18 protein-coding genes are annotated in these 24,348 nt (G+C 72.2%); 4 read left to right on the top strand and 14 right to left on the bottom strand.

Annotation, left to right across the window (positions count from 1 at the left end; translation table 11 throughout):
* Positions 1 to 1,665, bottom strand: coding sequence for a hypothetical protein (locus tag BLW86_RS43270; RefSeq protein WP_256341402.1), 1,665 nt, complete (start codon positions 1,663 to 1,665; stop codon positions 1 to 3).
* 480 nt (positions 1,666 to 2,145) lie between these two features.
* Between BLW86_RS43270 and BLW86_RS23470 the strand changes: the two genes are divergently transcribed.
* From BLW86_RS23470 to BLW86_RS23460, 3 genes are all read left to right on the top strand, one after another.
* Positions 2,146 to 3,060 (top strand): protein kinase family protein, encoded by a 915-nt coding sequence (locus BLW86_RS23470; protein WP_107466118.1) that lies wholly within the window; start codon positions 2,146 to 2,148, stop codon positions 3,058 to 3,060.
* Positions 3,061 to 3,064: 4 nt separating this feature from the next.
* The gene (locus BLW86_RS23465; protein ID WP_093875867.1) at positions 3,065 to 5,257 is read left to right on the top strand and encodes a protein kinase domain-containing protein; all 2,193 of its coding nucleotides are present in this window, start codon (positions 3,065 to 3,067) and stop codon (positions 5,255 to 5,257) included.
* 62 nt (positions 5,258 to 5,319) lie between these two features.
* Positions 5,320 to 7,425 carry a serine/threonine-protein kinase gene (locus BLW86_RS23460; protein ID WP_093875866.1) on the top strand — a complete coding sequence of 702 codons (2,106 nt, stop codon included), beginning with the start codon at positions 5,320 to 5,322 and terminating at the stop codon, positions 7,423 to 7,425.
* 6 nt (positions 7,426 to 7,431) lie between these two features.
* On the opposite strand, the gene BLW86_RS23455 is transcribed toward BLW86_RS23460, so the two are convergent.
* From BLW86_RS23455 to BLW86_RS23395, 13 genes are all read right to left on the bottom strand, one after another.
* Positions 7,432 to 8,079, bottom strand: coding sequence for a hypothetical protein (locus BLW86_RS23455; protein ID WP_093875865.1), 648 nt, complete (start codon positions 8,077 to 8,079; stop codon positions 7,432 to 7,434).
* A 12-nt stretch (positions 8,080 to 8,091) separates the two neighbouring features.
* Positions 8,092 to 8,736 (bottom strand): hypothetical protein, encoded by a 645-nt coding sequence (locus tag BLW86_RS23450; RefSeq protein ID WP_093875864.1) that lies wholly within the window; start codon positions 8,734 to 8,736, stop codon positions 8,092 to 8,094.
* 29 nt (positions 8,737 to 8,765) lie between these two features.
* Complete coding sequence (locus BLW86_RS23445) at positions 8,766 to 11,084, bottom strand: DUF6571 family protein (RefSeq protein WP_093875863.1); 2,319 nt, start codon at positions 11,082 to 11,084, stop codon at positions 8,766 to 8,768.
* Positions 11,085 to 11,136: 52 nt separating this feature from the next.
* Positions 11,137 to 11,553, bottom strand: coding sequence for a hypothetical protein (locus tag BLW86_RS23440; protein WP_093875862.1), 417 nt, complete (start codon positions 11,551 to 11,553; stop codon positions 11,137 to 11,139).
* 52 nt (positions 11,554 to 11,605) lie between these two features.
* Entirely contained in the window at positions 11,606 to 12,847 is a 1,242-nt protein-coding gene (gene mycP, locus BLW86_RS23435) for a type VII secretion-associated serine protease mycosin (RefSeq protein ID WP_093875861.1), read from the bottom strand.
* Between the two features lie 17 nt (positions 12,848 to 12,864).
* Positions 12,865 to 14,322, bottom strand: coding sequence for a hypothetical protein (locus BLW86_RS23430; RefSeq protein WP_256341401.1), 1,458 nt, complete (start codon positions 14,320 to 14,322; stop codon positions 12,865 to 12,867).
* 92 nt (positions 14,323 to 14,414) lie between these two features.
* The gene (locus tag BLW86_RS23425; RefSeq protein WP_093875859.1) at positions 14,415 to 14,885 is read right to left on the bottom strand and encodes a hypothetical protein; all 471 of its coding nucleotides are present in this window, start codon (positions 14,883 to 14,885) and stop codon (positions 14,415 to 14,417) included.
* A gap of 119 nt (positions 14,886 to 15,004) precedes the next feature.
* Positions 15,005 to 17,308 carry a xanthine dehydrogenase family protein molybdopterin-binding subunit gene (locus BLW86_RS23420; protein WP_093875858.1) on the bottom strand — a complete coding sequence of 768 codons (2,304 nt, stop codon included), beginning with the start codon at positions 17,306 to 17,308 and terminating at the stop codon, positions 15,005 to 15,007.
* A complete protein-coding gene (locus BLW86_RS23415) occupies positions 17,305 to 18,771 on the bottom strand; it encodes a (2Fe-2S)-binding protein (protein WP_093875857.1) in 1,467 nt (488 codons plus the stop codon). The genes BLW86_RS23420 and BLW86_RS23415 overlap by 4 nt, the downstream gene beginning before the upstream one ends.
* Positions 18,768 to 19,643 carry an FAD binding domain-containing protein gene (locus BLW86_RS23410; protein WP_093875856.1) on the bottom strand — a complete coding sequence of 292 codons (876 nt, stop codon included), beginning with the start codon at positions 19,641 to 19,643 and terminating at the stop codon, positions 18,768 to 18,770. Before BLW86_RS23410 ends, BLW86_RS23415 begins: the two co-directional genes overlap by 4 nt.
* 224 nt (positions 19,644 to 19,867) lie before the next feature.
* Entirely contained in the window at positions 19,868 to 21,514 is a 1,647-nt protein-coding gene (locus tag BLW86_RS23405; RefSeq protein WP_093875855.1) for a beta-N-acetylhexosaminidase, read from the bottom strand.
* Between the two features lie 218 nt (positions 21,515 to 21,732).
* Positions 21,733 to 22,020, bottom strand: coding sequence for a DUF3039 domain-containing protein (locus tag BLW86_RS23400; protein ID WP_015033918.1), 288 nt, complete (start codon positions 22,018 to 22,020; stop codon positions 21,733 to 21,735).
* A 30-nt stretch (positions 22,021 to 22,050) separates the two neighbouring features.
* Positions 22,051 to 22,611 carry a YqgE/AlgH family protein gene (locus BLW86_RS23395; protein WP_093875854.1) on the bottom strand — a complete coding sequence of 187 codons (561 nt, stop codon included), beginning with the start codon at positions 22,609 to 22,611 and terminating at the stop codon, positions 22,051 to 22,053.
* 279 nt (positions 22,612 to 22,890) lie between these two features.
* Here BLW86_RS23395 and murA point away from each other — a divergent pair, with 279 nt between their 5' ends.
* Complete coding sequence (gene murA, locus BLW86_RS23390) at positions 22,891 to 24,231, top strand: UDP-N-acetylglucosamine 1-carboxyvinyltransferase (protein ID WP_030692046.1); 1,341 nt, start codon at positions 22,891 to 22,893, stop codon at positions 24,229 to 24,231.
* The last annotated feature ends 117 nt before the right edge of the window (positions 24,232 to 24,348 follow it).

The following is a 24,348-nucleotide window of genomic DNA, read 5'->3' as shown; positions in this document are numbered from 1 at the left end:
CTACTGCTCACCGCGCCACTTCTTCTCGGCGAAGGTCTTGTCCTTGTGATCCTCGGTCGACTGGTCCGACCAGTCACCGATGACCTGCCCGGCCAGCTGCTCCATCGCGCCGGAACCGGAGTCGACCGCGAGGGGGACGAGGACGGCGGCCGCACCGACGGCGGCGGTCGCGGGCAGGAAGGCGACGCCGGCCGCGATGCCCACCGTGGCTCCGAACTCCACCCAACCGGCCTTGGCCGCCTGCGCCTTCTCGTACTCCTCGTGCTTCTTCATGCCCTCGGCCTCGACCTGGTCCCCACGGGACTGGCCGAGCAGACCCTGAAGAGTGGCGCCCGTGAACACGGCGCCCCGCGCGTGCCCCTCGTCGATCCTGCCGTCCGGGCCGACCTGCGCTTCGAGAACGCTGGTGGCGTAGAGGCGCTCAGCGGTGGAGACCGTGGCGTAGGCGTCCGGGTGCCGACCGAGAGTGCTCAGGAACCTGATCGTCTCGTCCTGCCCGAACACGGGGTGGGCCGCCGTCTCCTTCGTGGGACGGAAGGCACTGTCCGGAGTGTTCTTGTCCAGAGCCCAGTTGAGGTCGTCGATGTAGCCGGCGCCCATGTTCCCGAGGCTGTCCGCCATCGTCGGCCGCCACTTCTTGAGCAGCTCGGCGTCTTCGCCGTACTTCGCGACGGCATCCTTCATGATCGTGGCCGTGGTCTCGTCCCGCTTCAGCTCCGGCGTCGGGTCGTCCCAGGCGTGGCCCAGCGTCGCCGCCTCCAGGGCGTGGCCAAGTGCGTCCGGCATCGAGGTCATCGGGTCGAAGCCGGAGCCGTTGACGCCCGACGGGTTGTACTGGTTCCACAGCCCGCCGCCGATCAGCGGCTTGCTGTTGGCGAAGAGGTACGGGTCCTTCGCGTGGAGCTGGGTGACGTGCTCCGCGATCGGGACCAGGAAGTTCTTGTCGTAGTCGCCGTAGCGCATGATGCCGCCGAGCAACTGGCAGTCGAAGGCCGGGTTGTTGTCGTACTTGGCGAGCGGGATGCGTTCCGTGCCGAGCTTGCGCATCTCCGTCGACCACTTGTCGGTCCACGCGTCGCCGCCCTGCGTGGCGGTCGCCAGGCTGAGCCCCATGTTCTTCTGGAGCTCCTGGACGCCGGAGGGGCGCTGCTTGTCGACCTTCGTGTAGTCGTACGCGTCCGTGGGCAGCCGGCCGAAGAACTCCAGCGCGCCCTTCGGGCCCATGCCGTCGCAGAAGGTCCGGGAGAACTCCTCGGAGCCGCTGTCGTCCTTGAGCAGCTCGTTGAGGCGCATCAGCTCCTCGTGCGAGATGCCCCGCCCCTTCTTGGCGAGGCCGACGGCGCGCTGCGCCTCCTCGGCGTGCGAGGCCGCGCTGTAGTCGAGGTGGTTGGAGATGTCGGCGCAGGCGTCGAGCAGCGTGTTCAGCTGCGAGCTCCACGTCTCCTGGACGGTCGTCAGCGCGGAGCCGGTGAGGAAGCCGTGGCCGGCCAGGGCCGTTCCCGCCTCCGTCGTGCTCGTACGGGCGTGGTTGCCGTCCTTGACCAGCCGGCCGTGCAGGGCGTACGCGGCGCTGCCGATCGCGCCGAGCTTGTCCTGGTCGACGCTCAGGTCTGCGCCGCCTCCGCCGCCACCGCCGGGTTCGGGGGCGACCTGATTGAGCCTCATGTCCACGGTGGCCGTCGACGTGGACCGTACGGACGCCCACTCCCGCTCGAACGGCTTGCTCTCCCCCGCTGCTTCCGTGAATGCTGCCTCCGTGGCCGCCGCCCCCCCACGACCGCCGCTTCCACAGCGGCCGCTCCCGCGACCTCGTCACGTTGATGTCACGTTGATCGTTCCGGCTTCGCCTCAGCAAGTTTCACGGCCGGGGAAGCACCGCGACCCTCGTCCCCGGGCACCCGTTCGAGGGCTCCCTGCCCGGTAAATACCGCATGCGCGAGATCACCGCGGCGTACACACGCGTACTTCACCTTCGCAACTCGGACAGCCCGGACGTTCCAGGCCCCGACCGCCCGCCCCCGGCCGGGCCACCGCTCTCCCGGCCACGGCCTGCCCCTCCCACCTCGGTAGGCTCATCCCGCCCCGTCGTCACGGGGTGCCGGAACAACGGGGGACACACCCGTGGAACAACGGGGGGACGTACACGTGGAACAGTCGCGCACGCGGGAGGAATCCGCGCGCCGGATCGGCCCGTACCGGCTGATCACCCGCCTCGATCCGCCCGCCCGGCCCGGCCGGCCCGACTCCGCCGTCCCCTGTCGCCGGTTCGTCGCCCGTACCGGTGACGGGGAGCGCACCGTCCTCCTGAGTGCCCCGCTGCCCGGCGCCGACCCGGCCCGCTTCGCCACGGAGGCCGACGCGGCCCGCCGCCTCCTCGGCCCCTGGATCGCGCCGGTGACGGACCTGGCCGCCCCCGGCGAACCCCCCTGGCACGCGACCCCCTACCTCCCCGCGCTCCCCCTCCCCGTGGCCCTCGCCGTCCACGGCGGGCCGCTGCCCGAGGCGACCGTACGGGCCGTGGGCACCGCCCTCGCGGAGGCGCTCGCCGCCGCGCACGCCCAGGGCCTCACGCACGCCGGGATCTCCCCCGCCGCGGTCCTGCTCACCGCCGACGGCCCCCGGCTGACCTGCTTCGGCGCGGTACGGGCCGCCTCGGCCGACGGCGAACCGCGCACCGGCCTGCCGGGCCTCGACCCGGGCGCGCTCGCGCCCGAGCAGGCGACCGGCGGCCGCCCGCGCCCGCCGGGTGACGTCTACGCCCTCGGCGCCGTCCTCGCGTACGCCGCGACCGGCCACACCGTGCCCGAACGTGACGAACTCCCGCCCGAGCTGCGGCCGGTGATCTCCTCCTGCCTGGCCCGCGACCCGGCGGACCGCCCGACCGCCGCCGACCTGACGGCCGCCCTCGCGCCGCCCACCCCGCACCAGACGGTCCTGAACTCGGCCGGCGCCCTGCTCACGCCCGGATGGCTGCCCGGCCGGGTGGTGGCGGCCCTGGCCCGCCAGTCGTCCGAACTCCTCGCGGCCGAACTCCCCACCGACACCTCTCCCCGGACCTGACCTCATGCTGTCGCCCCTGACCCACGACGACCCGGCCACCGTCGCCACGTACCGTCTCCTCGCCCGCCTCGGCTCCGGCGGCATGGGCACGGTCTACCTGGCGCGCACGCCCGGCGGCCGCACGGTCGCCCTCAAGACCGTGCACGCGCGCCTGGCCACCGACCCGGCCTTCCGCAGCCGCTTCCGTCTGGAGACGGACGCGGCGCGGATCATCGGCGCACGGCACGGCGCGGCCGTCGTCGACGCCGACCCGCTGGCCGAGACGCCGTGGCTGGCCACCGAGTACGTCCTCGGGCCGCCGCTCGACGACGCCGTCGCGCTCGGCGGCCCCCTGCCCGAACCGACCGTCCGCGCCCTCGGCGCCGCGCTCGCCGGGGCCCTCGCCCAGCTGCACTCCTCGGACGTGGTCCACCGCGACCTGAAGCCCTCGAACGTCCTCGTCACCGCGTACGGCCCGAAGATCATCGACTTCGGCATCGCCCGCGCGGCCGGCGACGACCACCTCACCCGCACGGGGGCGGCGGCCGGCACGCCCGCGTTCATGTCGCCGGAGCAGGCGAGCGGCGAGGAACACACCGCGGCGGGCGACGTGTTCGCCCTGGCCGGCGTCCTCGTCTTCGCCGCCACCGGCCACGGCCCCTTCGGCACGGGCTCCCCCGCCGACCTCCTCTACCGCGTCCGCTACGCCGAGCCCGACCTCACCGGCGTCCCGGAGGCCCTGCTGCCGCTCCTGACCGCCTGCCTCGCCAAGGACCCGTCGTCCCGCCCCACCACGGGCACCCTGACGGACCACCTCCACGACGGCCACGGCGACTTCGCGGACCACCTGCCGCCCCTCCTCCTCGCGGACATCGCCCGCCGGGCGACGGACGTCTGGCTGCACGCGCCCCACCGCCTGCCGGCGCCGGCGGGCGCCGCCGTGTCCGAGACCGCTCCGAACACCCCGCTCTCGCGCCGCCGTCTGCTCTCGACGGGCGGCGCCGCCCTGATCGGACTCGCGGGAGCGGGTGGCGGGGTGTGGGCGTGGCTGGGGTCGCGGACCACCCCGGGGGGCGACGGCGGCAGCCCGACCCCCGCGGGCCCCACGGCGGTCCCCGCCCCGACGGCCGCCGACGGGTCGCCGGTGGCCCTGTGGAAGAGCTCGTCCCTCGACCGCGAGGAGGCGATCACGCAGCTGCTCGCCGGCGATGTCGTGGGCTTCGCGGAGACCCTTTCCTTCCGGGCACTGGACCTGAAGGACGGCCGCGTGTTGTGGTCCGACAACGCGGTCACGGAGCCCCGGCAGATCACCACCGACGGCACGTCCTTCTATGTGTCCGACGGCCCCTACCAAGGGCCGGGCGCCCTGCAGATCCGTACGCTCGATCCCCGCACCGGCAAGGAAAGAGCGCCGCAGATCGTCGTCAAGGGCTTCGACGGGTCGTACTCGGGCACCGAACTCCTCACCGCCTCCGGCGGCATGCTCTTCACGGCCTCGCGACGGGGCAAGAAGGAGACCGACTCGGACGCGAACCAGAAGGGCTGGCACCTGCTCGCCGTCGACCTCCTCACCGGCAAGGAGAAGTGGCGCCAGGCGTACGAGTGGGACGGCGTCCGCCCCTGGCTGTCCCAGGTCGTCGGCGACCGGCTGATCCTCGGCAAGAACAGTGGCGACCTGGAGACCTTCGTCGTCCAGGCACGGGACCTGCGCACCGGCCGCCGGCTCTGGCAGCGCAGCATCGCCCTGAGCGACTCCCGGTACTACAAGCCCGGCCAGCTCGCGATCGACGAGCAGCACGTGTACATCGGCGGCGACCGGCTCCGCGCCCTGCGCCTGACCGATGGCGGGACGGCCTGGGAGTACGGCTCCGGTTCCACCTACTTCGGCCTGCCGGCCGTCGGGCGGAACGGCATCATCTACGCACAGGAGCGAAGGGAGTCTCCCGGGCTCGTGGGCGTCCTGGGCAAGGAGGGCACTCTGTTCTGGAAGGAGTTTCCCTCCGGCCGCACCCTGACCCCCGACTACTTCGCCGCCCCCGTGGCCGGCGACAAGTACGTGTACGCCCCCGTCCACGGCGGGCTGAGCGCGGTCGAAATGCTCTCGAAACGCTCGATGTGGGTGTTCCCGACCGACGCCAGCCGCTACGTCGTCGACAAGGAACGGACCAGGATCATCGGGGCGGGAGCAACGTCCGTCATGGCCATCCCGTACGCCTGACGGACGCCCGTCCGGCATGTCGCCCCGTCCCCCGGCCGCCCCCCTGACCCGGAGAGCACCTCGTGACCACACAGCCCCTCGCCGCCGGCGACCCGCTCCGACTCGGCCCGTACCGGCTCCTCGGCGTCCTCGGCGAGGGCGGCATGGGCAAGGTGTACGTCGGCCGGGACGGCGCCGGTACGACCGCCGCCGTCAAGGTCCTGCGCCCCGAACTCGCCCACGACCGGCACCTCGCGCAGCGGTTCGTCCGCGAGGCCGACATGGCGCGGGCCGTCACGAGCAAGGGCGTGGCCCGGGTCCTCGGCGTCCAGACCGAGGGCGGACGGCCGTGGATCGCCGCCGAGTTCCTCGCCGGCCCGACGCTCGACGAGGCCGTCCGCACGTACGGCCCGATGGACGTGCCGACGGTCCGCGCCCTCGCCGCCCAGCTCGCGCGGACCCTGCACGACATCCACCTGGCGGGTCTGGTCCACCGCGACCTCAAACCCGCGAACATCGTGCTCACCTCCACCGGTCCCCGGATCATCGACTTCGGCATCGCGCGCCCCGAGCACGGCCTCACGCTCACGACGACGGGCCAGATCCCGGTCACCCCGGGGTACGGGGCTCCCGAGCAGGTCCTCGGGCAGCGCGTCGGCCCGGCCTCGGACGTGTTCTCGCTCGGCGCGGTCCTCGCGTACGCGGCGAGCGGACGGCGCGCCTTCGACGGCGCGCACGTGGCGGCGGTCCAGTACGAGGTCGTGCACGGGACACCGGACCTGAGCCTGGTGCCGCCGGAGCTCCAGGAGCTGATCGGCCCGTGCCTGGCGAAGGACCCGGCGTTCCGTCCGGCTCCCCCGCGGATCGCGGAGGCCTTCGCCCCGCCGAAGGGCGCCGACCGCGCATGGCGCAAGGGCCCGCTGGCCGAGGACGTCAAGCGGCGCGAGACGGCCACGAAGCGTCTGGCGGCACCCGAGGACACCGCCGTGCCGTCGTCCGCGCCGTCCCGGCGTCGCTTCCTGACCGGCGCGGCCGTGGGCGTGGCGGTCCTGGGGGCGGGCGGCGGAGCGGGGGCGTGGTGGCTGAGCCAGGACGAGGGGAAGTCGCCGACCGCCGACGTTCCACCCGCCGTGGCGACCCCGGAGGCCGCGTTCGTCTCGGCCGTCGACACCAAGCCGGGAGAGGCCCCGAAGCCTCTGTGGGGGCCGCTCGACGTGACGGCTCCCGAGGGCGAACTCCCCCTTCCCGTCCGGGATGTGGTGGTCGTCCAGGCGAAGAAGGGCGGCCTCCTGGCCCTTTCCGTCACGAGCGGCAGGGAGCGGTGGCGGGCCGAGGAGATCGACGCCGACGCCGGTTTCGTCTCGGTCGCCGACCGGATGGTCGTGGGCGTCGACAAGGAAGGCGTCCTGAACGCTTTCGTCGCCTCCACCGGCGCTCCGGTCTGGCGGACGGGCAGCGATGTAGACGACCTCCTCGCCGCCGACGACACCCATGTCTACCTGGTGACCAAGGACAACGAACTCCGCGCCGTCAATGCCTGGACCCTGGCCACGGCGTGGTCCCGCCCGATGCCCTCGCCTCGCTCTCACAACGGGCCGGCCAGAGCGGCCGTGGGCAGGCAGCGGCTCGTGGTCCACGGCAGGGACGGCCGTGTCGCCGCGCTCGATACCGGGAACGGCAAGACGGAGTGGGAGATCACGAAGCAGGGCACCGACGGCCAGGCCCCGGCGATCGGCGAGAACAACACCGTCTACCTCGGCGGCCGCACCCTCATGGCTCGTCGTCTCGACCGCGGCGACGAGTTGTGGAGGCAGGAAACCCTGCGCACGCCCTCGTTCCCCGGCTACGGCACCCCGACCGCCGACGGCGACCTCGTCGTCGCGATCGACGCGTACACCGTCTCCCGTCTCGGCACCATCCCGGAGATCGACCTCCCGGAGCTGAAGTGGTCCGAGGTGCTGGACGGCTACGGTGAGGGCAGCATCAGCCCGCCGGCCGTGGAGGGCACGACGGTCTGGGTCCACTCCCCCGACAACAATTCCGTCGAGGTCATCCACAAGGTGTCCGGCGACCGCCTCTTCACCGCCAGGATGCTGCGCACCGGCTCCTACCAGCTGGCGAGCGACGCCAACCGCGTCTTCATCGCCCGGGCCGGCCGGATCGCGGCGATGCCGGTGTTCGGGGTGTAGGTCGCCTCAGGGCCGCGCCTTCGCCGGCACCCCCGTCACCAGCCCCGTCCCCCCACACCCCAGCTCGGCGGCGACGTGCCGGGCCGCCGCGTTGGCCAGGGTGATCTGCTCGTCCCTGATGCCCGCCTGGTCGGCCTCGTTCTCGTCCGCGCGCTCCAGCTCGGCGTCGAGGACGATCTCGTGGGCCGAGGCCGGCATCCGGCAGGTGAAGTAGACCGAGGCGAAGAGGTCGGACGAGGTCGCGAGGCGCCCGGTGGAGTAGGCCGTCACGGACGCCTTCGAGGCCTCGCCCGTCGGGACGGCGAGGGCCTCCCGGAGGGTGATGCTCAGGACGTTCTTCTCGTCCCCGGCCGCCTCCAGCGTGCAGAACGGGATGCCCTCCATGCGCTGCTTGCCGCTCTGCGGCGTCCGCGCCGCCTTCCGCAGCTCGCCGAGGACCCGGTCCGGCTCGGACCGGTCGGCCGTCAGCCGGACGCCCTTGCCGGCGACGGCCTCCAGCGCCGACGCCACGCCGGGGTCCTTGGCGAACCCGCCACAGACCTCCGCGGCCGCCTGTCCCTGGGGAGCGGCGTCGTCGCTTCCCGGCGTGCAGCCGGCCGCCGCCATCGCGAGGGCGGCGGCCGGGAGCAGGATCCTGTGGGCGGTGATGCGCATGGAAGAACCTTCTCAGGAGGACTTCGCGGCGCGCGTCGGCACGCCGGTCACCAGTCCGTCCCCCTCACAGCCCAGCTTCGCCGAGACGTCCCGGGCCGCCGCGTTGGCGAGGGTGATCAGGCGGGTGCGCTGCTCCCCGTCCGTCTCCTCGACGCCCGCCGGGCCCTGGACGGCCGTCTCGACGACGATCGGGTGGGCGGGCGCCTTGAGGCGGCAGGAGAAGAAGAGCTTGCCGAGGGTGGACGAGGAGAAGGCCTCGACTCCGGTGGCGTACGAGGTCACGGACTCGGCGAGCTCCGGGCCCAGGTACGGGCCCTTCCCCACCGCGTTCACCTCGATCCTGAGGTTCTTCGACGCCTCGTCCGCGGCCTGGAGTCCGCAGTACGTCACCGGCTGCGGCCGGTAAGAGTCGGCCCACTGCGCGGCGGCGTCCTCGCGCAGCCTGTCGAGGGCCTTCTCCGGCTTCGACAGGTCGTCCTCGAAGCGCTCGCCGCCGAGGACGGCCTTGAGCGCCGCCGTGGCCGCCGGGTCCTTGGCGAAGCCGCCGCAGGCCTCGGCCGCCGTCAGGCCCTCGGGTTCCTTCGTGGCCTCCCCGCCGCCGCCACCGCATCCGGTGAGGACGGCGGCGACGGCGAGGGCCGTTGCGGCCATGGTCATTACGGACCGCGTGTGCGTCACTGTGTGCGTCACTTCTTCTCGTACGGGTCGGGCAGCGAGTTGTCGCGGGCGTGCATGCGCGAGTCCCGGACGTACTTGACCAGTTCCTCGTCGAGGTAGTTGCGGTCCTTCTCGCTCCAGCCGGGGGCGTTGGCGTAGGCGATGCCGGGGCGGAGCGAGTTCTCCTTGCCCATGGCCAGCGCTTCGTCCGAGAGGTCGTCCGACTTCTTCTTGAGCAGCTCGTCCTTCTCGTACTTCTCCGCCATGTCGTCGGCTTCCATGCCGATGACGGTCGTGACCGCGCCGCCCACCGTCTCGGCGGCCAGCGGCACCAGGACGCCACCGGCACCACCGGTCAGGACCGCGATGCCACCGGCCGCCGCCGCGCCGACGCCGAACTTGACCCACTCGGTCGTCCTGCCGACGGCCTTCTTGTGCTCCTCGGAGTCCTTCTCGTAGTCCTTGTCGATCTGTGCCATACGGGACTCGTCGAGGATTCCCTGGGTCTCCGACCCGATCCGCAGCGTGGTCCGCGCGTCGGTGAGGTCCCGGTCGTCGAAGGTGGAGCCGGGCTTGGGGCCGACCTGGTCGAGGACGCTGGTCGTGTACAGCGACTCGGCCGCCGAGAGCGTGGAGTGGCCGGTCTCGCTCTGCGCCACGATGCCCATGAAGTTGACGGCGTCGCCGCGGTTCCAGAGCAGGCCGGTGTCGAACTCGTCGCCGAAGCGGGACTTGCCGTGGGCGTCGTTGAAGCCGAAGGGGGAGTTCCGCTTCTCCTCCATCGTCGTGTCGCTGTCCGTCTCCAGGGAGCGGTTCAGCTCGTCGATGTAGGCGGCGCCCATCTTGCCGAGGCTGTCGTCGATGCCCGGCTGCTGGTGCATGTACTTGGGGTCGCTGCCGTACCGCTCGACGACCTTCTGCATGACCTCCGCGTTCTCCTTGGTCCGCACGTCCTTGAGGCCCTCGGCCTCGGCGTCGTACGGATGGCCGGTGGTCGCGGACTCCAGGGCGTGACCGAGGGCGTTGTAGCCGGGCTCCTTGGTCCGGTCACCCTTGTCGTTGATCTCCTCGGGCCACTCGCGGTCCTTGGTGAAGTAGTCGAACGGGTCGAGCTTCTTGTCGTCCTTGGTGTTCTCGGGGGTGAGATCGATGTCGCCGTTGAAGAAGTCCGTGGACGCCTTGGGGTTGTGCCCGAGGCCTTCCATGAAGCCGACCATGGGGTCGTTGCCCAGGTCGCCGCCCATCCAGTTCAGATGGCTCGGGCCGCCGGTCAGCTGGTGCCAGGCCCGGTCGGCGGGCAGACGTCCGTCGCCGGTCATCTTGCGCTCGGTGATGACGAGCCCGGTGCCGTAGTCCTTCAGGAACTTGTCGTCGTAGTCGCCGACCCGCATCAGGTTGCTCATGACCTGGAAGCCGTACGGGCTGGTGCCACGCGTGTGGATCGGCTCGCTGCCGGCCTTGATGACGTCGGCCTTCCACTGCTCCATCTCGGGGCTCGTGGAATGGGTCGCGGTGGCGAGCGTCAGACTCCAGTTCGTCTGGAGTTCCTTCAGCTTGTCGCGGTGGTCGACGCCGAGGCGGGAGCCGTCGCTCGGGTCGCCCATGTCGGCCCAGTACTCCATGCTGCCCTTCGGTCCGACCTCCAGGGCGAACTTCTCGGCGAAGTACGGGTCCTTCTGGTTGGCCTTGAAGAGGGCGTTGAGCTTGTCGATCTCCTCGGGGGTGGCGTCGTCGCCCTTCTTGTACAGCTCGTAGGCGGCGTGCGCGTCCTCGGCGTCCTGCGCCTTCGAGGCGGCCTTGAGGGAGTCGTAGTTCGTGCCGGAGAAGTTCATCTTGTCGCCGCCGACGAGTCCGCGCAGGGCGCGGGAGGCGACGTCGTCGGCGTTGTTCGCCCGGTCGATCGCGGCCTTGATCGCCGACCGCATCGCCTCGAAGTCGGCCTGCTCGGGCTTGGGACCGTCGTAGTCCTTGGAGCGGCGGTCGGGGTGGATCAGGTAGCTGACGACACCGTCCGGGTCGATGCGTATGCCCTTGCCGGGGGCCTCCGCGACCAGCTTCTCCAGCTCGGTCTTCGCGGCCTGGAACTCGCTCTCCGCATCCCGCAGGATGTTGCGGATGCTGCTCGCCTCGGTGAGGGCGTCGCCGAACTCCTTGGCGGTCTTGCGGACGAACGCCTGGGTCACACCGGCGTTCTCGCCCTTCCAGTCGGCCTTGTCGGCCTTGCCCTGGAGGCCGGTCTCGGCCTTCTCCTTGGTCTTCTCCAGCTTGGACACCGTCTCCCCCCAGACGGTGACGGCCTCTTTGAGGCCGCTGAGGTGGGCGTGGAGGACCTGGTCGAACTTCAGCATCTGTTTCCCTCGTCAGCCGTGCGCGATCGTCGTGGCCGTCACCGGCTCCGGCTTATGTGAAGTGCTTGTCGAGCTCGGACATGGAGAAGTTCGTGATGAGCGACTCCTCGTGGTTGACGTGGCTGACCACGGTGTCCTCGAGGTGGTTGTGGATGTGGGCGCAGGCGCTGAGGAGCGCCTCGGCCTGGCCGCGCCAGGTGTCCCACATCGTCCACATCGCCGATCCGGTCAGGAACCCGTCGCCGTCGAGACCCTTCGCGGCGGTGTCGGTCTGGGCGCCCGCGTGGAAGGCGTCCCGCTCGAACCAGTGGAAGAGCTCCTGGGCCTCGTTGCCGATGGCCTTGAGGTCGGCGGAGGTCACCTTGTAGTCGCTGGCACCGCCACCACCGCCACCCTCGGCGGGCACGCTGTTGAGCCTCATCGCCGCGGTCTGGCTGCGGACTTGGCTCCACTCCTCGTCGAACGACATCTACTTCCCCATGAGTGAGTTACGGACGGCCGATGGCAGGGGGGGGTCGGACTCAGCCCCGCCGCGACCGGAGTACGGGTACGGCGACGGCGGCACCGATCAGCACGGCGGCCCCGATCCCGAGGCCGATCCAGAGGCCGGTGTTGCCGCCGTCCTCGGTGGTGGAGGCCTGGAGGGCCGGGGCGGAGGTGGACTCCTCAGGCGCCGGGTCGGCCGCCGGCAGGTCGGTGGGTGTGGCGGTCGGTGTCGCGGACGCGGTGTCGGTGAGGTCGTCGATGGGCCGCACTTCGGCCGGACCGGGGTTGCCGGGCGTCTTCAGGGTACGAAGGGGGCGGATGGCACCGAAGCCGATGAAGTCACTGCGCTTCTCGCCCCCCTTGGGCTTGGCGACCGTGTTGAGCATGACCTTCAGGACCTGGTTGTTGGTCCAGTCGGGGTGCTTCGACCAGAGCAGCGCGGCGGCGGCGGAGGCGAGGGCGGTGGCGTCACTCGAACCGGTGGACTTGCACATGCCGGTGCCACCGCCGCAGGCGTGCACCAAGTCCTTGCCGGGGGCGACGATGTCGACCTGGTCGCCGTGCTCGGACATCGGAACGTGCGTCAGCTTCTGGTCGACGGCGCCGACACCGACCACACCAGGGGTCGCCCCCGGGTACTCGACCCGATTGCTCTTGTCGCCGCTGTTCCCGACGGCGGCGAAGACAAGAGACCCTTTGTCCAGCGCGTACTTCACCGCATCGGTGAGCGCCTGCGAGCCTTTGTCGTTCCCCAGGGACATATTGATGACCTTGGCACCGGAATCGGCCGCATACCTGATCGCCTGAGGGATGACGCGGTTGAACCTCTCGCTGCCTTCCACCATGTTGACGTCGCCCCCCTGAAGCCCAGGAACGCGTACCGGCAGGATCTTGGCGCCCGGCGCCAGGCCGAAGGCTCCGTTCCCGCCGTCCCTTGCTCCAGTGCCGGCGATCAGGCCGGCCATCCCCGTACCGTGACCGTCGTAGTCGGTGAACTGGTCACCCGACTCCGCCGGCGCGAGGTCCTTGCCTTCGAGCACCTGGCCCCGGAGATCCGGGTTGTTCTTGTCCACACCGGTGTCGATCACCGCGACGGTGACGCCCTTACCGGTGCTGAGCTGCCAGATCTCCTCCGCACCCATGGCGTCCAAGTGCCACTGCTGGGCACGGAAGTTCTCCGCGTGGGCGGGAACGGAAGCGATGCCCACCAGCAGCATCCCCAAGGCGGCCGAGGCAGCTGCTCGGGCGCGGCTCCGACGAATACTGCTGGTACGCATCTGCTTCCTCGCGCTGATCAGTCGATGACGGGCGGCGCCACGCGGCGCCCCTGCTGCCAGGTCTCCTCGTCCTCGACCAGGTAGTCGGGACGCTCTCCGTTCTGCTCCTCGCGCTCGCCCGGCTTCGCGGCGTTTCCGCGCACGAGGCCCGAGCCGCCGGCCGTGAAGGGCTTCCCGCCACCCGCGGCACCGGCGCGCTGCGCCTTGCCGCCGACGACGCCGCCGGTCTCGCCGGCGAGGCGCCGGCCGCCGGTGATGCCGTTCTGGCCGGACGCGCCGCCCATGGAGCCGCCGCCCATGCCGTGTGCGCCGCCCATGCCGCGGCCCATGCCCGTACGGCCCTGACCGGTGGACTCGTTGCCGATGACGGTGCTGCGCGGGATGCCGGTCTGCGGCCGGCCCGTGGTGCTGGGGACCTGACGGCCGCCGCTGATGCCCTCGCGGGGCATGCCGGGCGTGGTACGGAGGCCGCCGGTCACCGGACCACGGGGGTTGCCGGTGCCGCCGGTGAGGGGCGAGGTGGGGCCGAAGGGGCCCGGACCGCCCTTGACGGTCAGCGGAGGCACACCGGTGGTCACGAACGGAGGCGTACCGCCGTCCGGCTTGGTGAGCGGCGGCGGGCCGCCCGGGGTGTGCGTCGTCGGTCCGGTGGTGTCCGGCTTCGGCAGGGTCTCCACGCTGTCGATGCCGAGGTCCACGGGGACGTCCGGCCGGACTTCGGGCTTGATGACGTGAGTCGGCCCGGTGGTGTCGCCCTTCGGCGGGGTCGTGTACGTGTCGGACGTGGTGTGGGCGGTGTCCTGCTGCGGACGCGTGGTGCCTGTCGTCGTCCCCGTCTCCGTACCCGTGGAACGACTGTCGCTCTGCGTCGTGGAACCGAGGTACGAAGAGTCACCCCCCCGCTTGCCCTGCTCCGCCGGCACGAACGCCCCCGGCGGCGGCGGGAAGGTCGGCGGGACATCGCTCTTCATCCGGAAGCTCGACCACTCGTAGGCGGACGAGAGACGGCGCATCTCGTCCGCCGCCGCCTGCCGGTTCGCCTCTTCCTTGGCCTTGATGGCCGCGGCGTCGTCGCTGGTCGCCATCGAGGCGCGCGCGTTGCGGGCGATGGTCTGCGCGTCGGGGTCGTTGTGGTACTTCAGCGCCGCGTCCAGGTTCTCCTTGGCGGACGCCTGGGAGGTGTAGCGGGGCATGGCGCTCTGCGCCGCGGCGATGGCGGTGGAGTTGTCCTCCATGCAGACGGACCCACGCTCGGCGTAGTCCGAGAGCAGCATGGTCGAGTTCGCCACGTTGGTGGCCCACTCGACGAAGGCCTTCTCGGCCTCGCCCTCCCAGTCCATGTTCCTCATGCTGGCGCGCAAGTCACCGGCGATCTTGGCCATCTGATCCGATACGGCCTTCAACCGCCGTGCCGCGTCACCGACGTAGTAGCTGCTCGCCTCGTCCAGCCACGCCAGCATCTGCTCGTGCGTCATACCGGCGAAGTTGGTTCCGCCGCCTCCGCCGCCCTCTGCAGGCCTCATCTCTCGCCTCTTCCCCGTGTCCCCGAAATTCCGTCCGCGCCCGCCTACTTGAGGGAGCTGTCGCCCTCGGCGCCCTTGCTGCCTTCGCTCTCCGGCGCGCCGCGGCCCGCTTCCTTGTCCGCCTTCTCCTTGGCGTCGTACGTCCGCTGGTGGATCTGGATCATCTTGCGCTTGATGTCGTCGTCCATCTCCTCCATGCCGTTCTTGGAGGCGACGACCGCGATCCCGAGTCCTTCCAGGCAGTCATTGAGCAGACTGGAGAGCTGTACCAGCTTGCCGAGGACCTCGTCGTAGGCCGCGTAGGCGCCCTGGGCCTCGGCCCAGGCGGCCCCGCCTCCGCCGAACTGGGTGCGGGTGACCGGGTCGGCCTTGAGCTTCCCGGCGCTCGCGTCGGAGCCCTTGAGCTGAGTGATGAGCTCGTCGACACCCTGCTTGAACTTCTGCATGGAGTCGGCGCTGTACTTCACCGCCTGCGTCCGCATCCCGGACGTCATGCCCTCCATCTCGGCTCGCATGCCCGCTCCTCCCCCGTGAACCCACCATGCCGTCAACGGCACAAGTCTAGAAGTCCACTGTAGTCAGGAACGACGACAGTCCGCACCTCCCGGTTGCACAAGCAACGGACATCACACGGTTACGAATTGGGCACGGCGACCGCCGCCTGGGGGCGGATCGGGAGGCGGTTGACCGGGCGGCCCGTCGCCGCGCGCACGGCTGAGGCCACTGCGGCGGGGGAGGTGACGACGGGGACGGCGCTCGCCGCCTTCGCCCCGAAGGGGGCCACCACGTCGCGTTCCTCGACGAGTTTCACGATGCGAATGTCCGGGGCATCCAGGGATGTCGGGAGTGCGTAGCCCGTGAAGTCGGGGTGGCGGACCAGACCGCGGGCCGTGCGGAGGTTCTCCGTGAGGGCCGCGCCGACGCCCTGGGTGACGCCCGCCTCGATGCGGGCGGCCAGTTGGGCGGGGTTGAGGACGCGGCCGACGTCCTGGGCGACGGCCATCTCCACCACGCGGACCGCGCCGAGTTCGATGTCCACGTCCACGACCGCGCGGATCGCGCAGAACGCCAGACCCACGAACGCGTCGCCTTGACCCGACTCGTCCAGGGGCTCCGTCGGGTGCGGGCGGCACTGGGCCGTGGCCCAGAGTTCCTTGCCGTCCATCGCCTCCGTCACGGTCGTCGAGAGGACCCCGTCGTACGAGGTGATCTTGCCGTCCGTGATCTGGAGCAGCTCGGTCGACATGCCGAACTTGTGGGCCAGCGGCTGGAGAAGCTGCGTACGGACCATCTTGGCGGCCCGCTCGACCGCCCCGCCCGACACCCACGTGTGGCGGCCGTGCGCGGCCGGTCCGGCCGGCGGCTGGTCGGTGTCGACGGGGGCGACGTGGACCTCGTCGATGCCGAGGGTCTCCTGGACGATCTGGCGCGCGAGGGTGGAGAAGCCGGAGCCCGTGTCCACGGCCGAGCAGATGACCGTCGCCACCCCGTCCATGACGCGGACGGTGGCCGTCGAGACCTCGTCGGTGCCCTCGGCGCCCAGCATGTGCACCATGCCGAGCGCGTAGCCCACGCCCCGCCGCACCGCGCCGGGTTCGCCCGCGCCCTCGAGGCCGCCGGGCAGCAGCCAGTCGCCCTCGGGGGTGTCCTTGGGGAGCGGGGGCAGCGGGAAGTCCCGTACGGCGGCGAGCAGTTCGGCCACGGGGGCCGGGCAGGTCACCGTCTGGCCGGTCGGCAGGATGTCGCCGGTCGCCATGACGTTCCGCATGCGCAGCTCCGCCGGGTCCACGCCCAGCTTCGCGGCCAGCTTGTCCATCTGGGCCTCGTACGCCGCGCACACCTGCATCGCGCCCTCGCCCCGCACATGGCCGGACGGGGGGTTGTTGGTGCGGACGGCCCAGCCCTCCACGAAGGCGTGCGGGACGACGTACGGGCCGCAGGCGAAGGCCACGGCCGCCGCGAGGGACTCCGACGACGAGTCGGCGTACGCGCCCGCGTCGAGCAGGATCTGCGCCTCCACCTTCACCAGGCGTCCCTCCGCGTCCGCGTGGTGGCGGTAGCGCAGCAGGGTGGGGTGGCGGTGGGCGTGGCCGAGGAAGGACTCCTCGCGCGTGGCGGTGAGCTTGACCGGGCAGCCGGTGCGCAGCGCGAGGAGGCCCAGCGGGATCTGGAAGCCCGGGTCCTCGCGGTCGCCGGTGGCGCCGGGGACTCCGGTGACGACGAGCTTGACCTGCTCGGGCGGCAGGCCGAAGCAGGCGGCGGCCAGGTCGCGGTCGGTGTGCGGGTCGGTGGAGGCGGTGTAGATCTCCACTCCGCCGTCGGGGCGCGGTACGGCGAGGCCGGCCTCGGCGCCGATCGGCGCCGGGTCCTGGCGGCCGATCCGGTACAGGCCCTCGACGACGACCTCGCCCGTCGCCTCCGGGTCGCCGAAGCGCAGCGGGATGTGCCGGATCAGGTTCCCGTCGGGGTGCAGCGCCTCGGCCGCGAAGGCCTTCTCGGGGTCGGTGACGGGTTCGAGGAGCTCGTACTCGACGGCGATCGCCGCGGCCGCGAGGCGCGCCGTGTCCGGGTGGTCGGCGGCGACGGCCGCGAGGGCCTCTCCGTGGTGCCGGACCAGGTCGGAGGCGAAGACGGGCCGGTCGGCGACCCTGCGGCCGTACGTCGCCGCGCCCGGCACGTCGGCGGCCGTCACCACGGCCCGTACGCCCGGCATGGCGGCCGCCGCCGTGGTGTCGATCGACACGATCCGGGCGTGCGGGTGCGGCGAGCGCAGGATCGCGGCCCAGAGCAGCCCCTCGGCCCACAGGTCGGAGGCGTACGGGAAGGTGCCCTCGGTCTTCGCCCGCGACTCGGCCTGCGGGAGCGAGGCGCCGATTCCGCGCGTGGCCTGTTCCTGATCGGGGGTGTCCAGAGCCGCGGTCGTCGCGTCGCTGCTCACGCCATGCCTCCGTCGTGCGGGTGGGGAATCTGGTGCGGGACACGGACCTCGTCGGCCGCTTCGGGCGCGCCGGCCGCGGCGGCGGCCTCGCGCTCGGCGACGACGTCCCGGACGGCGTCGAGCACGCCGCGGTAGCCGGAGCAGCGGCAGAGGTTGCCGGCGAGGGCCTGGCGGGTCTCCAGCTCCGTGGGGGCGTGGTTGCCCTCCAGGAGGTCATGCACGGTCATGCACATGCCGGGGATGCAGAAGCCGCACTGGACGGTGCCGCACTTGGCCATCGCCCGCTGCACGTCGGAGGGTTCGCCGTCGACCGCGAGGCCCTCGACCGTCCGCACCTCGCTCCCGGCGGCGGTCGCCGCGGGCACCAGGCAGGAGGCGACGAGCCGGCCGTCGACCTGCACGTTGCACGCGCCGCACTCGCCCTGCGAGCAGCCGTCCTTGGCCCCGGCGAGGCCGAGGCGCTCGCGCAGGACGTAGAGCAGCGACTCGCCGATCCAGGAGTCGGTGACGGGACGGTCGGTGCCGTTGACCCGCAGCATGTACGAGGTGTGGGGGTGCTCGTCGCTGTCCGTGCTGTCCGTGACATCCGCGAGGGCCGTGGCGTTCGCGGGGGTCGCGCCGTCCGTGGTCGCCGGGTCGACGACGACGGTCGGCACGGGGGCCGCGGGGGCCTCCTCGTCCGGAGCGGGCGACGACACGGCCTCGGGGGCCGCCTCCGGAGCCGACTCCGGTACGGCCTCCGACACGGCCTCGTGAGCCGCCTCCGGCTCCTGTGCCGCCGGCTCCTCCGGGAGCGCCCAGGGGGCGGGCGCACCGCCCGGCAGCGTCGCCGGGGCCTCGGCGTACGAGGGGGCGGGCGCCGGGGCCTCGTCGGGCTCTCCCCGCTCCCCCGGTCCCGCCTGCTCGGCCGCGTCCGGGACGGCGGGGATCTGCCACTGGCCCGTGGAGCCCGGGTCGGCGGCGGGCGCGACGGCCTCGTCGAAGCGCCACTCGGCCGTCGCCTGCGGGTCCTCGACGTGCTCGACGTGCTCGACGGCGTTCTCGACGTACGCCGGTGGCCGGAAGCGCTCCCCACCGTGGAGCGAGCCCTCCTGGAACGGACGGTCCTGGAACGGGCCGTCCTGGAACGGCCCCTCCCCGAAGGAACCCTCCCGGAGCGAGCCGTCCCGCTCCCCGTACTCGCCCCCCTCGTACCCCTCGAAGTACTGCGTCTGCTGCGCCTCCGCCGGGACGTGCACCGTCCAGGCACCCGTCGCCGCCGGGTCCGTCCCCGGGGGCGGGGCGAGCGGCTGGAGCGGGGTGATCATCGGCGGGACGTAGCCGTGGCCCGGCGCCTCCAGGGGGACGCCGTCCAGCATGAAGTCGGGCGGCAGCTGGACGAAGGCGGTCGCGTCGCCGTCGTACCCCTCGCTCTGCGGAAGCGGCTCCCAGCCGCCCGTCTGACCCGTGTGCTCGTCGCTCATGCCAGTGCCCTCCCCAGTGCCCGTCGGGCGAGTGCGGCGACCGTGCGCCGCAGGTGCAGTACGGCCGGCGGCAACTGTTCGTCGCCGGGCGGGTCCGGGATGCAGGCGGCGGCGACGTACTCGCCGAACGCCGCGAGCGCCTCCGGCGCGAGCCCCCGGTCGTTGTCCCAGTCCACCAGCGAGGCGATCCAGCGCTCGGCCTCCAGGGGGCGCAGCGGCATGGGCGCGACGGCGCCGACGGCGCAGCGCACGCCGCGCCGGGCCGGGTCGAGGACGACGGCGACGGAGGCGGTGGCGCGGGCCGGGCCGGTGCGGCCGGTGGCCTTGAGGAAGACCTGGGGGGCGTGGAGCAGCGGGACGCGGACGAAGCCGACGAGTTCGCCGGGGGCGAGCAGGTCGCGGCCCGCGAGGAGGTGGGAGACGGGGATCTCGCGGCTGCCGAGCGGGCCGAGGACGACGAGGTCGGCCTCCAGGGCGGCGAGGACGGGCAGCGAGTCGCCGGTGGGCGCGGCGGTGACGATGTTGCCGCCGAGGGTGCCCGCGTTGCGGATCTGGGGCGGTCCGGCCGCGCGGGAGGCGGCGGCGAGGGCCGGGATGAGGGCGGCGAAGTCGGGGCGGCCCATGCGCGCGTGGGTGAGGCCCGCGCCGAGGAGGGCGTGCCCGTCCTGGTACTGCCAGCCGCGGATCTCGTTGATGCGGCTCAGGCCGACGAGTCCGGCGGGACGGAGCTGGCCCTTGTTGACGGCCGCCATGAGGTCGGTGCCACCGGCGACGGGCACGGCGGCCGGCATGGCCGTGAGGGCTGCCACGGCCTCGTCGAGCGAGGCGGGCAGCGTCACGGACTGCGTTGTTTGTGGTGCGTGCGTGGTCAACCCGCTGCCCCTTCCCGGTGTCCCGGTGGTCCCCGACTGTGCCCGGCCGTCGCGCCTGCGTGTGGGCGTACCGTACGTGCTCACAGGCCGGACGTGGCAACTCTGGCACATCTTCCGAGCAGTCCGGAGCGAGGGTCCGCGAAGGACTGTTCCGTCCGGGACGCCCCGGCTGCGACGGTGACTTCCGTTTCGCCGCTCTTGGGTGACGGGGGGACAGGGGTCTCTCACACGTTCGGGGGTGTGCCCTCCAAGGGGCGGCCGAGGACCCCGGGGCGCCGCTGCCAGGGGCGGGGCCCGGCGGGCGGGCGGTGGTCGACGCCGAGGGCTTCCAGGCGCCGGTAGTGGGTGCGCATGCGGCGCTCGAAACCGGCGTGGTCGCGCGCCTCCGGCGCGGGCAGCGCGGACCAGGCGACCTCGGCGAAGGCGGCGAGGCGTGGGAAGACCTGGTAGTCGACGCGGGAGCGGTTCTCCATGACCTCCGTCCAGACGTTGGCCTGGGTTCCCATGATGTGGGCGGCGGCCTCCGGGGCGAGTCCGGGCGGGACGGGCTCGAAGCGGTAGACGTCCGCCAGGGTGCGGACGTATCCGATGGGCATCGGCTCGTCCTCGCCGGGTGCCTGGCGGTGGTCGAGGTAGACGTGCTGTTCGGGGCACATGACGACGTCGTGGCCGGCCTCGGCGGCGGCGATCCCGCCCGCGTACCCCCGCCAGGACGACACGGCCGCCCCTTCGGCGAGGCCGCCCTCCAGGATCTCGTCCCAGCCGATGAGGCGGCGGCCGCGGGCGGCGAGCCAGCGGTCGAAGTGGCGGATGATCCAGGACTGGAGGCCGTCCTCGTCGCCCACTCCCAGCTCCTCGATGCGGGCCTGGGCGGTCGGGGAGGCCTTCCACTGGTCCTTGGGGCACTCGTCGCCGCCGACGTGGACGAAGGTGGACGGGAAGAGGTCGAGGACCTCCTCGAAGACGCCTTCGTAGAAGCGCAGGACGGCCTCGGTCGGGGCGAGGACGTGGGGGCTGACGCCCCAGGTGTCCCAGACGGTGAGGGCCGCGGTGTCGACGACGTCGGTGTTGCCGAGTTCGGGGTAGGCGGCGATGGCGGCCTGCGCGTGGCCGGGGAGGTCGATCTCGGGGACGACGGTGATGTGCCGCTCGGCGGCGTACGCGACGATCTCGCGGATGTCGTCCCGGGTGTAGAAGCCGCCGTGCGGGGTCTCCGTCCAGAGCGGTGAGGCCCGGTGTCCCCACTTGGTGCGGGCCCGCCAGGCGCCGACCTCGGTGAGCTTCGGGTGGCGCTCGATCTCGACGCGCCAGCCCTGGTCGTCGGTGAGGTGGAGGTGGAGGACGTTCAGCTTGTGGGCGGCGAGCAGGTCGAGGTACCGCAGGACGTCGTCCTTGGGCAGGAAGTGCCGGGAGACGTCGAGCAGCAGCCCGCGCCAGCCGAAGCGGGGGGCGTCCTCGACCGTGGTGCACGGCAGCTCCCAGGTCCCGTCCCGCCGTACGGGCGCCTTGCGGTACGCGTCGGGGCCGAGGAGCTGACGGAGGGTCTGGGCGCCCCAGAAGACCCCGGCGGGGCCGCCGCCCTCGATGACGACGGCGGCGTCCGGGTCCTCGGTGGTCAGGCGGTACGCCTCCGGGCCGCGTCCCCCGGCCGTCCCCTCGGTGATCCGCAGCCGGATCGCGTGCGGCCCGGCGCCGTCGGCGAGCGGCAGCCCGGTGGCGGCGCCGAGCGCGGCGCGGATCCAGCGGGCGGCGGTCTCGGTGCCGGGGCCCGCGTCGAGCGTGGTCCGCCCGTCGAGCGGGCGGCGGGCCGGGGCACCGCTCCGGCACTCGGCGGACAGGGGGGCCGGGATCAGGTCCGGGGGGAGGGTCATCGCGTCAGTCCTCACACATCCGTTGCATCATGCGCAATGAGCGTTTCGCACCGCACAACAGGCGTGAGACTAGGGGCGCCCCGGGCGGGCCGACAAGAGGTCTCGACCGCTTCGCCCAGCAGAAGCTCCTGCCCCCGGAACGCGAAACGGCCCCCGTCGTGCGCACCGGAGTGCGCACGACGGGGGCCGCGGAAGGGTCACCCCGACGTCGGGCCGCGCTACTTGTCCTTGCCGCCCTTGTCCTTGTCGCCACCGCCGGCGCCCATGGAGTCGTAGATCTCCTTGCACATCGGACAGACCGGGTACTTCTTGGGGTCGCGCCCCGGCACCCAGACCTTTCCGCACAGCGCCACGACGGGCGTGCCGTCCAGGGCGCTCGCCATGATCTTGTCCTTCTGGACGTAGTGGGCGTAGCGCTCGTGGTCGCCGTCACCGTGGGACACCTGCGGCGTCGGCTCGACGAGGGTTCCCGTACCTGCCCCGCGCTCGGGCTCGAGAGTGCTCATAACCGCCAAGGGTACTGAAAGCCCGGGGCCTCAGTTGAGGGACGGGTCGTCGGGGTACGTGGCGATCATCGCGAGTTCGCCGCGCTGCCGTCGCAGCACCTGGCGCCAGAGCGTCTCGGGGTGCGGCGAGGAGACGTCGCCGGGCTCCGACTCGACCACGTACCAGGCGCCGTCGCCGAGCTCGGTCTCCAGCTGGCCGGGGCCCCAGCCCGCGTACCCCGCGAAGATCCGCAGCGAGCCGAGGGCCGGTCCGAGCAGTTCGGGCGGGGCCTCCAGGTCGACCAGGCCGATCGCGCCGTACACCCGCCGCCAGCCGAGCGGGCCCTCGTCGCCGGGGATCACCGCCACGCCGAGGGCCGCGTCGAGGGAGACGGGGCCGCCCTGGAAGACGACGCCCGGTTCGCCGGCGAGGGCGGCCCAGGGGGCGAGGATGTCGCCGACGGTGACCGGTGTGGGCCGGTTGAGGACGACGCCGAGCGAGCCCTCGTCGTCGTGGTCGAGCAGCAGGACCACCGCGCGGTCGAAATTCGGATCCGCCAGCGCGGGGGTGGCCACGAGCAGCCGTCCTGTGAGCGAGGACACCTCGGTCATGCGACACATGATCCCGCATCTTCGGCGTTCGCGGGGGTTGTCGGGCCGGATGGCGGGAAGGCGGGCCCCCACCGCAGTTCAGGACGGACGGGGCCGCGGAGCCGGGTCACACCGCGAGGACAAGCGGACGGTGACGCTCCGCAAGATCACGGGAACAGAGGGTGTTGTGCCGAATTCATTACATCTGACAGGCCCCATGAGGCACCCGATCGGGGTCTCATGGGCCCTTACCCTTTTCTCTGGCCACCCGTCGGACCCCACTTTCGGAACGCGAGATTCATGACCGGCACAGACGATGTCCTGCTTGTCCACGGCGGAACCCCGCTGGAGGGCGAGATCCGCGTCCGCGGCGCGAAGAACCTCGTGCCCAAGGCGATGGTCGCCGCCCTGCTCGGCAGCGGCCCCAGCCGCCTGCGCAACGTTCCCGACATCCGTGACGTCCGCGTGGTCCGCGGGCTGCTCCAGCTGCACGGAGTGACGGTCCGCCCGGGCGAGGAGCCCGGCGAGCTCGTCCTCGACCCGACGCACGTCGAGTCCGCGAACGTCGCTGACATCGATGCCCACGCCGGCTCGTCGCGCATCCCGATCCTCTTCTGCGGCCCGCTGCTGCACCGCCTCGGCCACGCCTTCATCCCGGGTCTGGGCGGCTGCGACATCGGCGGCCGGCCCATCGACTTCCACTTCGACGTGCTGCGCCAGTTCGGCGCCACCATCGAGAAGCGGGCGGACGGGCAGTACCTGGAGGCCCCGCAGCGCCTTCGCGGTTGCAAGATCCGCCTCCCGTACCCCTCGGTCGGCTCGACCGAGCAGGTGCTGCTCACGGCGGTCCTCGCGGAGGGCGTCACCGAGCTGTCGAACGCGGCCGTGGAGCCCGAGATCGAGGACCTGATCTGCGTCCTGCAGAAGATGGGCGCGATCATCTCCATGGACACCGACCGGACCATCCGGATCACCGGTGTCGACCGCCTCGACGGCTACACCCACCGGGCGCTCCCGGACCGCCTGGAGGCGGCCTCCTGGGCGTCGGCGGCCCTGGCCACCGAGGGCAACATCTACGTGCGCGGCGCCCAGCAGCGCTCGATGATGACCTTCCTCAACACGTACCGGAAGGTCGGCGGCGCCTTCGAGATCGACGACGAGGGCATCCGCTTCTGGCACCCGGGCGGCTCGCTCAACGCGATCCACCTGGAGACGGACGTGCACCCCGGCTTCCAGACGGACTGGCAGCAGCCGCTGGTCGTGGCCCTGACGCAGGCCTCCGGCCTCTCCATCGTCCACGAGACGGTGTACGAGTCCCGGCTCGGGTTCACCTCCGCGCTGAACCAGATGGGTGCGCACATCCAGCTGTACCGCGAGTGCCTGGGCGGCTCCGACTGCCGCTTCGGCCAGCGGAACTTCCTGCACTCCGCGGTCGTGTCCGGCCCGACGAAGCTCCAGGGCGCCGACCTGGTCATCCCCGACCTGCGCGGCGGCTTCTCGTACCTGATCGCGGCGCTGGCGGCCCAGGGCACCTCCCGGGTCCACGGCATCGACCTGATCAACCGCGGCTACGAGAACTTCATGGAGAAGCTCGTCGAGCTCGGCGCGAAGGTCGAGCTGCCGGGCAGCGCGCTGGTCTGACCCGGCACTCACAACCCGCCGGCACCCCCGGCGCCCTCTTGCTGGGGGTCCGGGGGTCATCCCCCGGGCGGACACAGCATGGAGAAGCTCGTCGAGCTCGGCGCGAAGGTCGAGCTG

The sequence above is a fragment of the Streptomyces sp. TLI_105 genome, from assembly GCF_900105415.1.
Classification (GTDB): domain Bacteria; phylum Actinomycetota; class Actinomycetes; order Streptomycetales; family Streptomycetaceae; genus Streptomyces.
The sequence above is the reverse complement of the archived record's forward strand: the minus strand, read 5'-3'. Positions and strand labels throughout refer to the sequence as shown.

Coding starts and splice junctions, on each gene's coding strand:
- BLW86_RS23440 (WP_093875862.1), bottom strand. CDS start 11,553: ATGTCGTTCGACGAGGAGTGGAGCCAAGTCCGCAGCCAGACCGCGGCG.
- BLW86_RS23400 (WP_015033918.1), bottom strand. CDS start 22,020: ATGAGCACTCTCGAGCCCGAGCGCGGGGCAGGTACGGGAACCCTCGTC.
- BLW86_RS23430 (WP_256341401.1), bottom strand. CDS start 14,322: ATGACGCACGAGCAGATGCTGGCGTGGCTGGACGAGGCGAGCAGCTAC.
- BLW86_RS43270 (WP_256341402.1), bottom strand. CDS start 1,665: ATGAGGCTCAATCAGGTCGCCCCCGAACCCGGCGGTGGCGGCGGAGGC.
- BLW86_RS23455 (WP_093875865.1), bottom strand. CDS start 8,079: ATGCGCATCACCGCCCACAGGATCCTGCTCCCGGCCGCCGCCCTCGCG.
- BLW86_RS23445 (WP_093875863.1), bottom strand. CDS start 11,084: ATGCTGAAGTTCGACCAGGTCCTCCACGCCCACCTCAGCGGCCTCAAA.
- mycP (WP_093875861.1), bottom strand. CDS start 12,847: ATGCGTACCAGCAGTATTCGTCGGAGCCGCGCCCGAGCAGCTGCCTCG.
- BLW86_RS23425 (WP_093875859.1), bottom strand. CDS start 14,885: ATGCGAGCCGAGATGGAGGGCATGACGTCCGGGATGCGGACGCAGGCG.
- murA (WP_030692046.1), top strand. CDS start 22,891: ATGACCGGCACAGACGATGTCCTGCTTGTCCACGGCGGAACCCCGCTG.
- BLW86_RS23450 (WP_093875864.1), bottom strand. CDS start 8,736: ATGACCATGGCCGCAACGGCCCTCGCCGTCGCCGCCGTCCTCACCGGA.
- BLW86_RS23465 (WP_093875867.1), top strand. CDS start 3,065: ATGCTGTCGCCCCTGACCCACGACGACCCGGCCACCGTCGCCACGTAC.
- BLW86_RS23395 (WP_093875854.1), bottom strand. CDS start 22,611: ATGACCGAGGTGTCCTCGCTCACAGGACGGCTGCTCGTGGCCACCCCC.
- BLW86_RS23405 (WP_093875855.1), bottom strand. CDS start 21,514: ATGACCCTCCCCCCGGACCTGATCCCGGCCCCCCTGTCCGCCGAGTGC.
- BLW86_RS23415 (WP_093875857.1), bottom strand. CDS start 18,771: ATGAGCGACGAGCACACGGGTCAGACGGGCGGCTGGGAGCCGCTTCCG.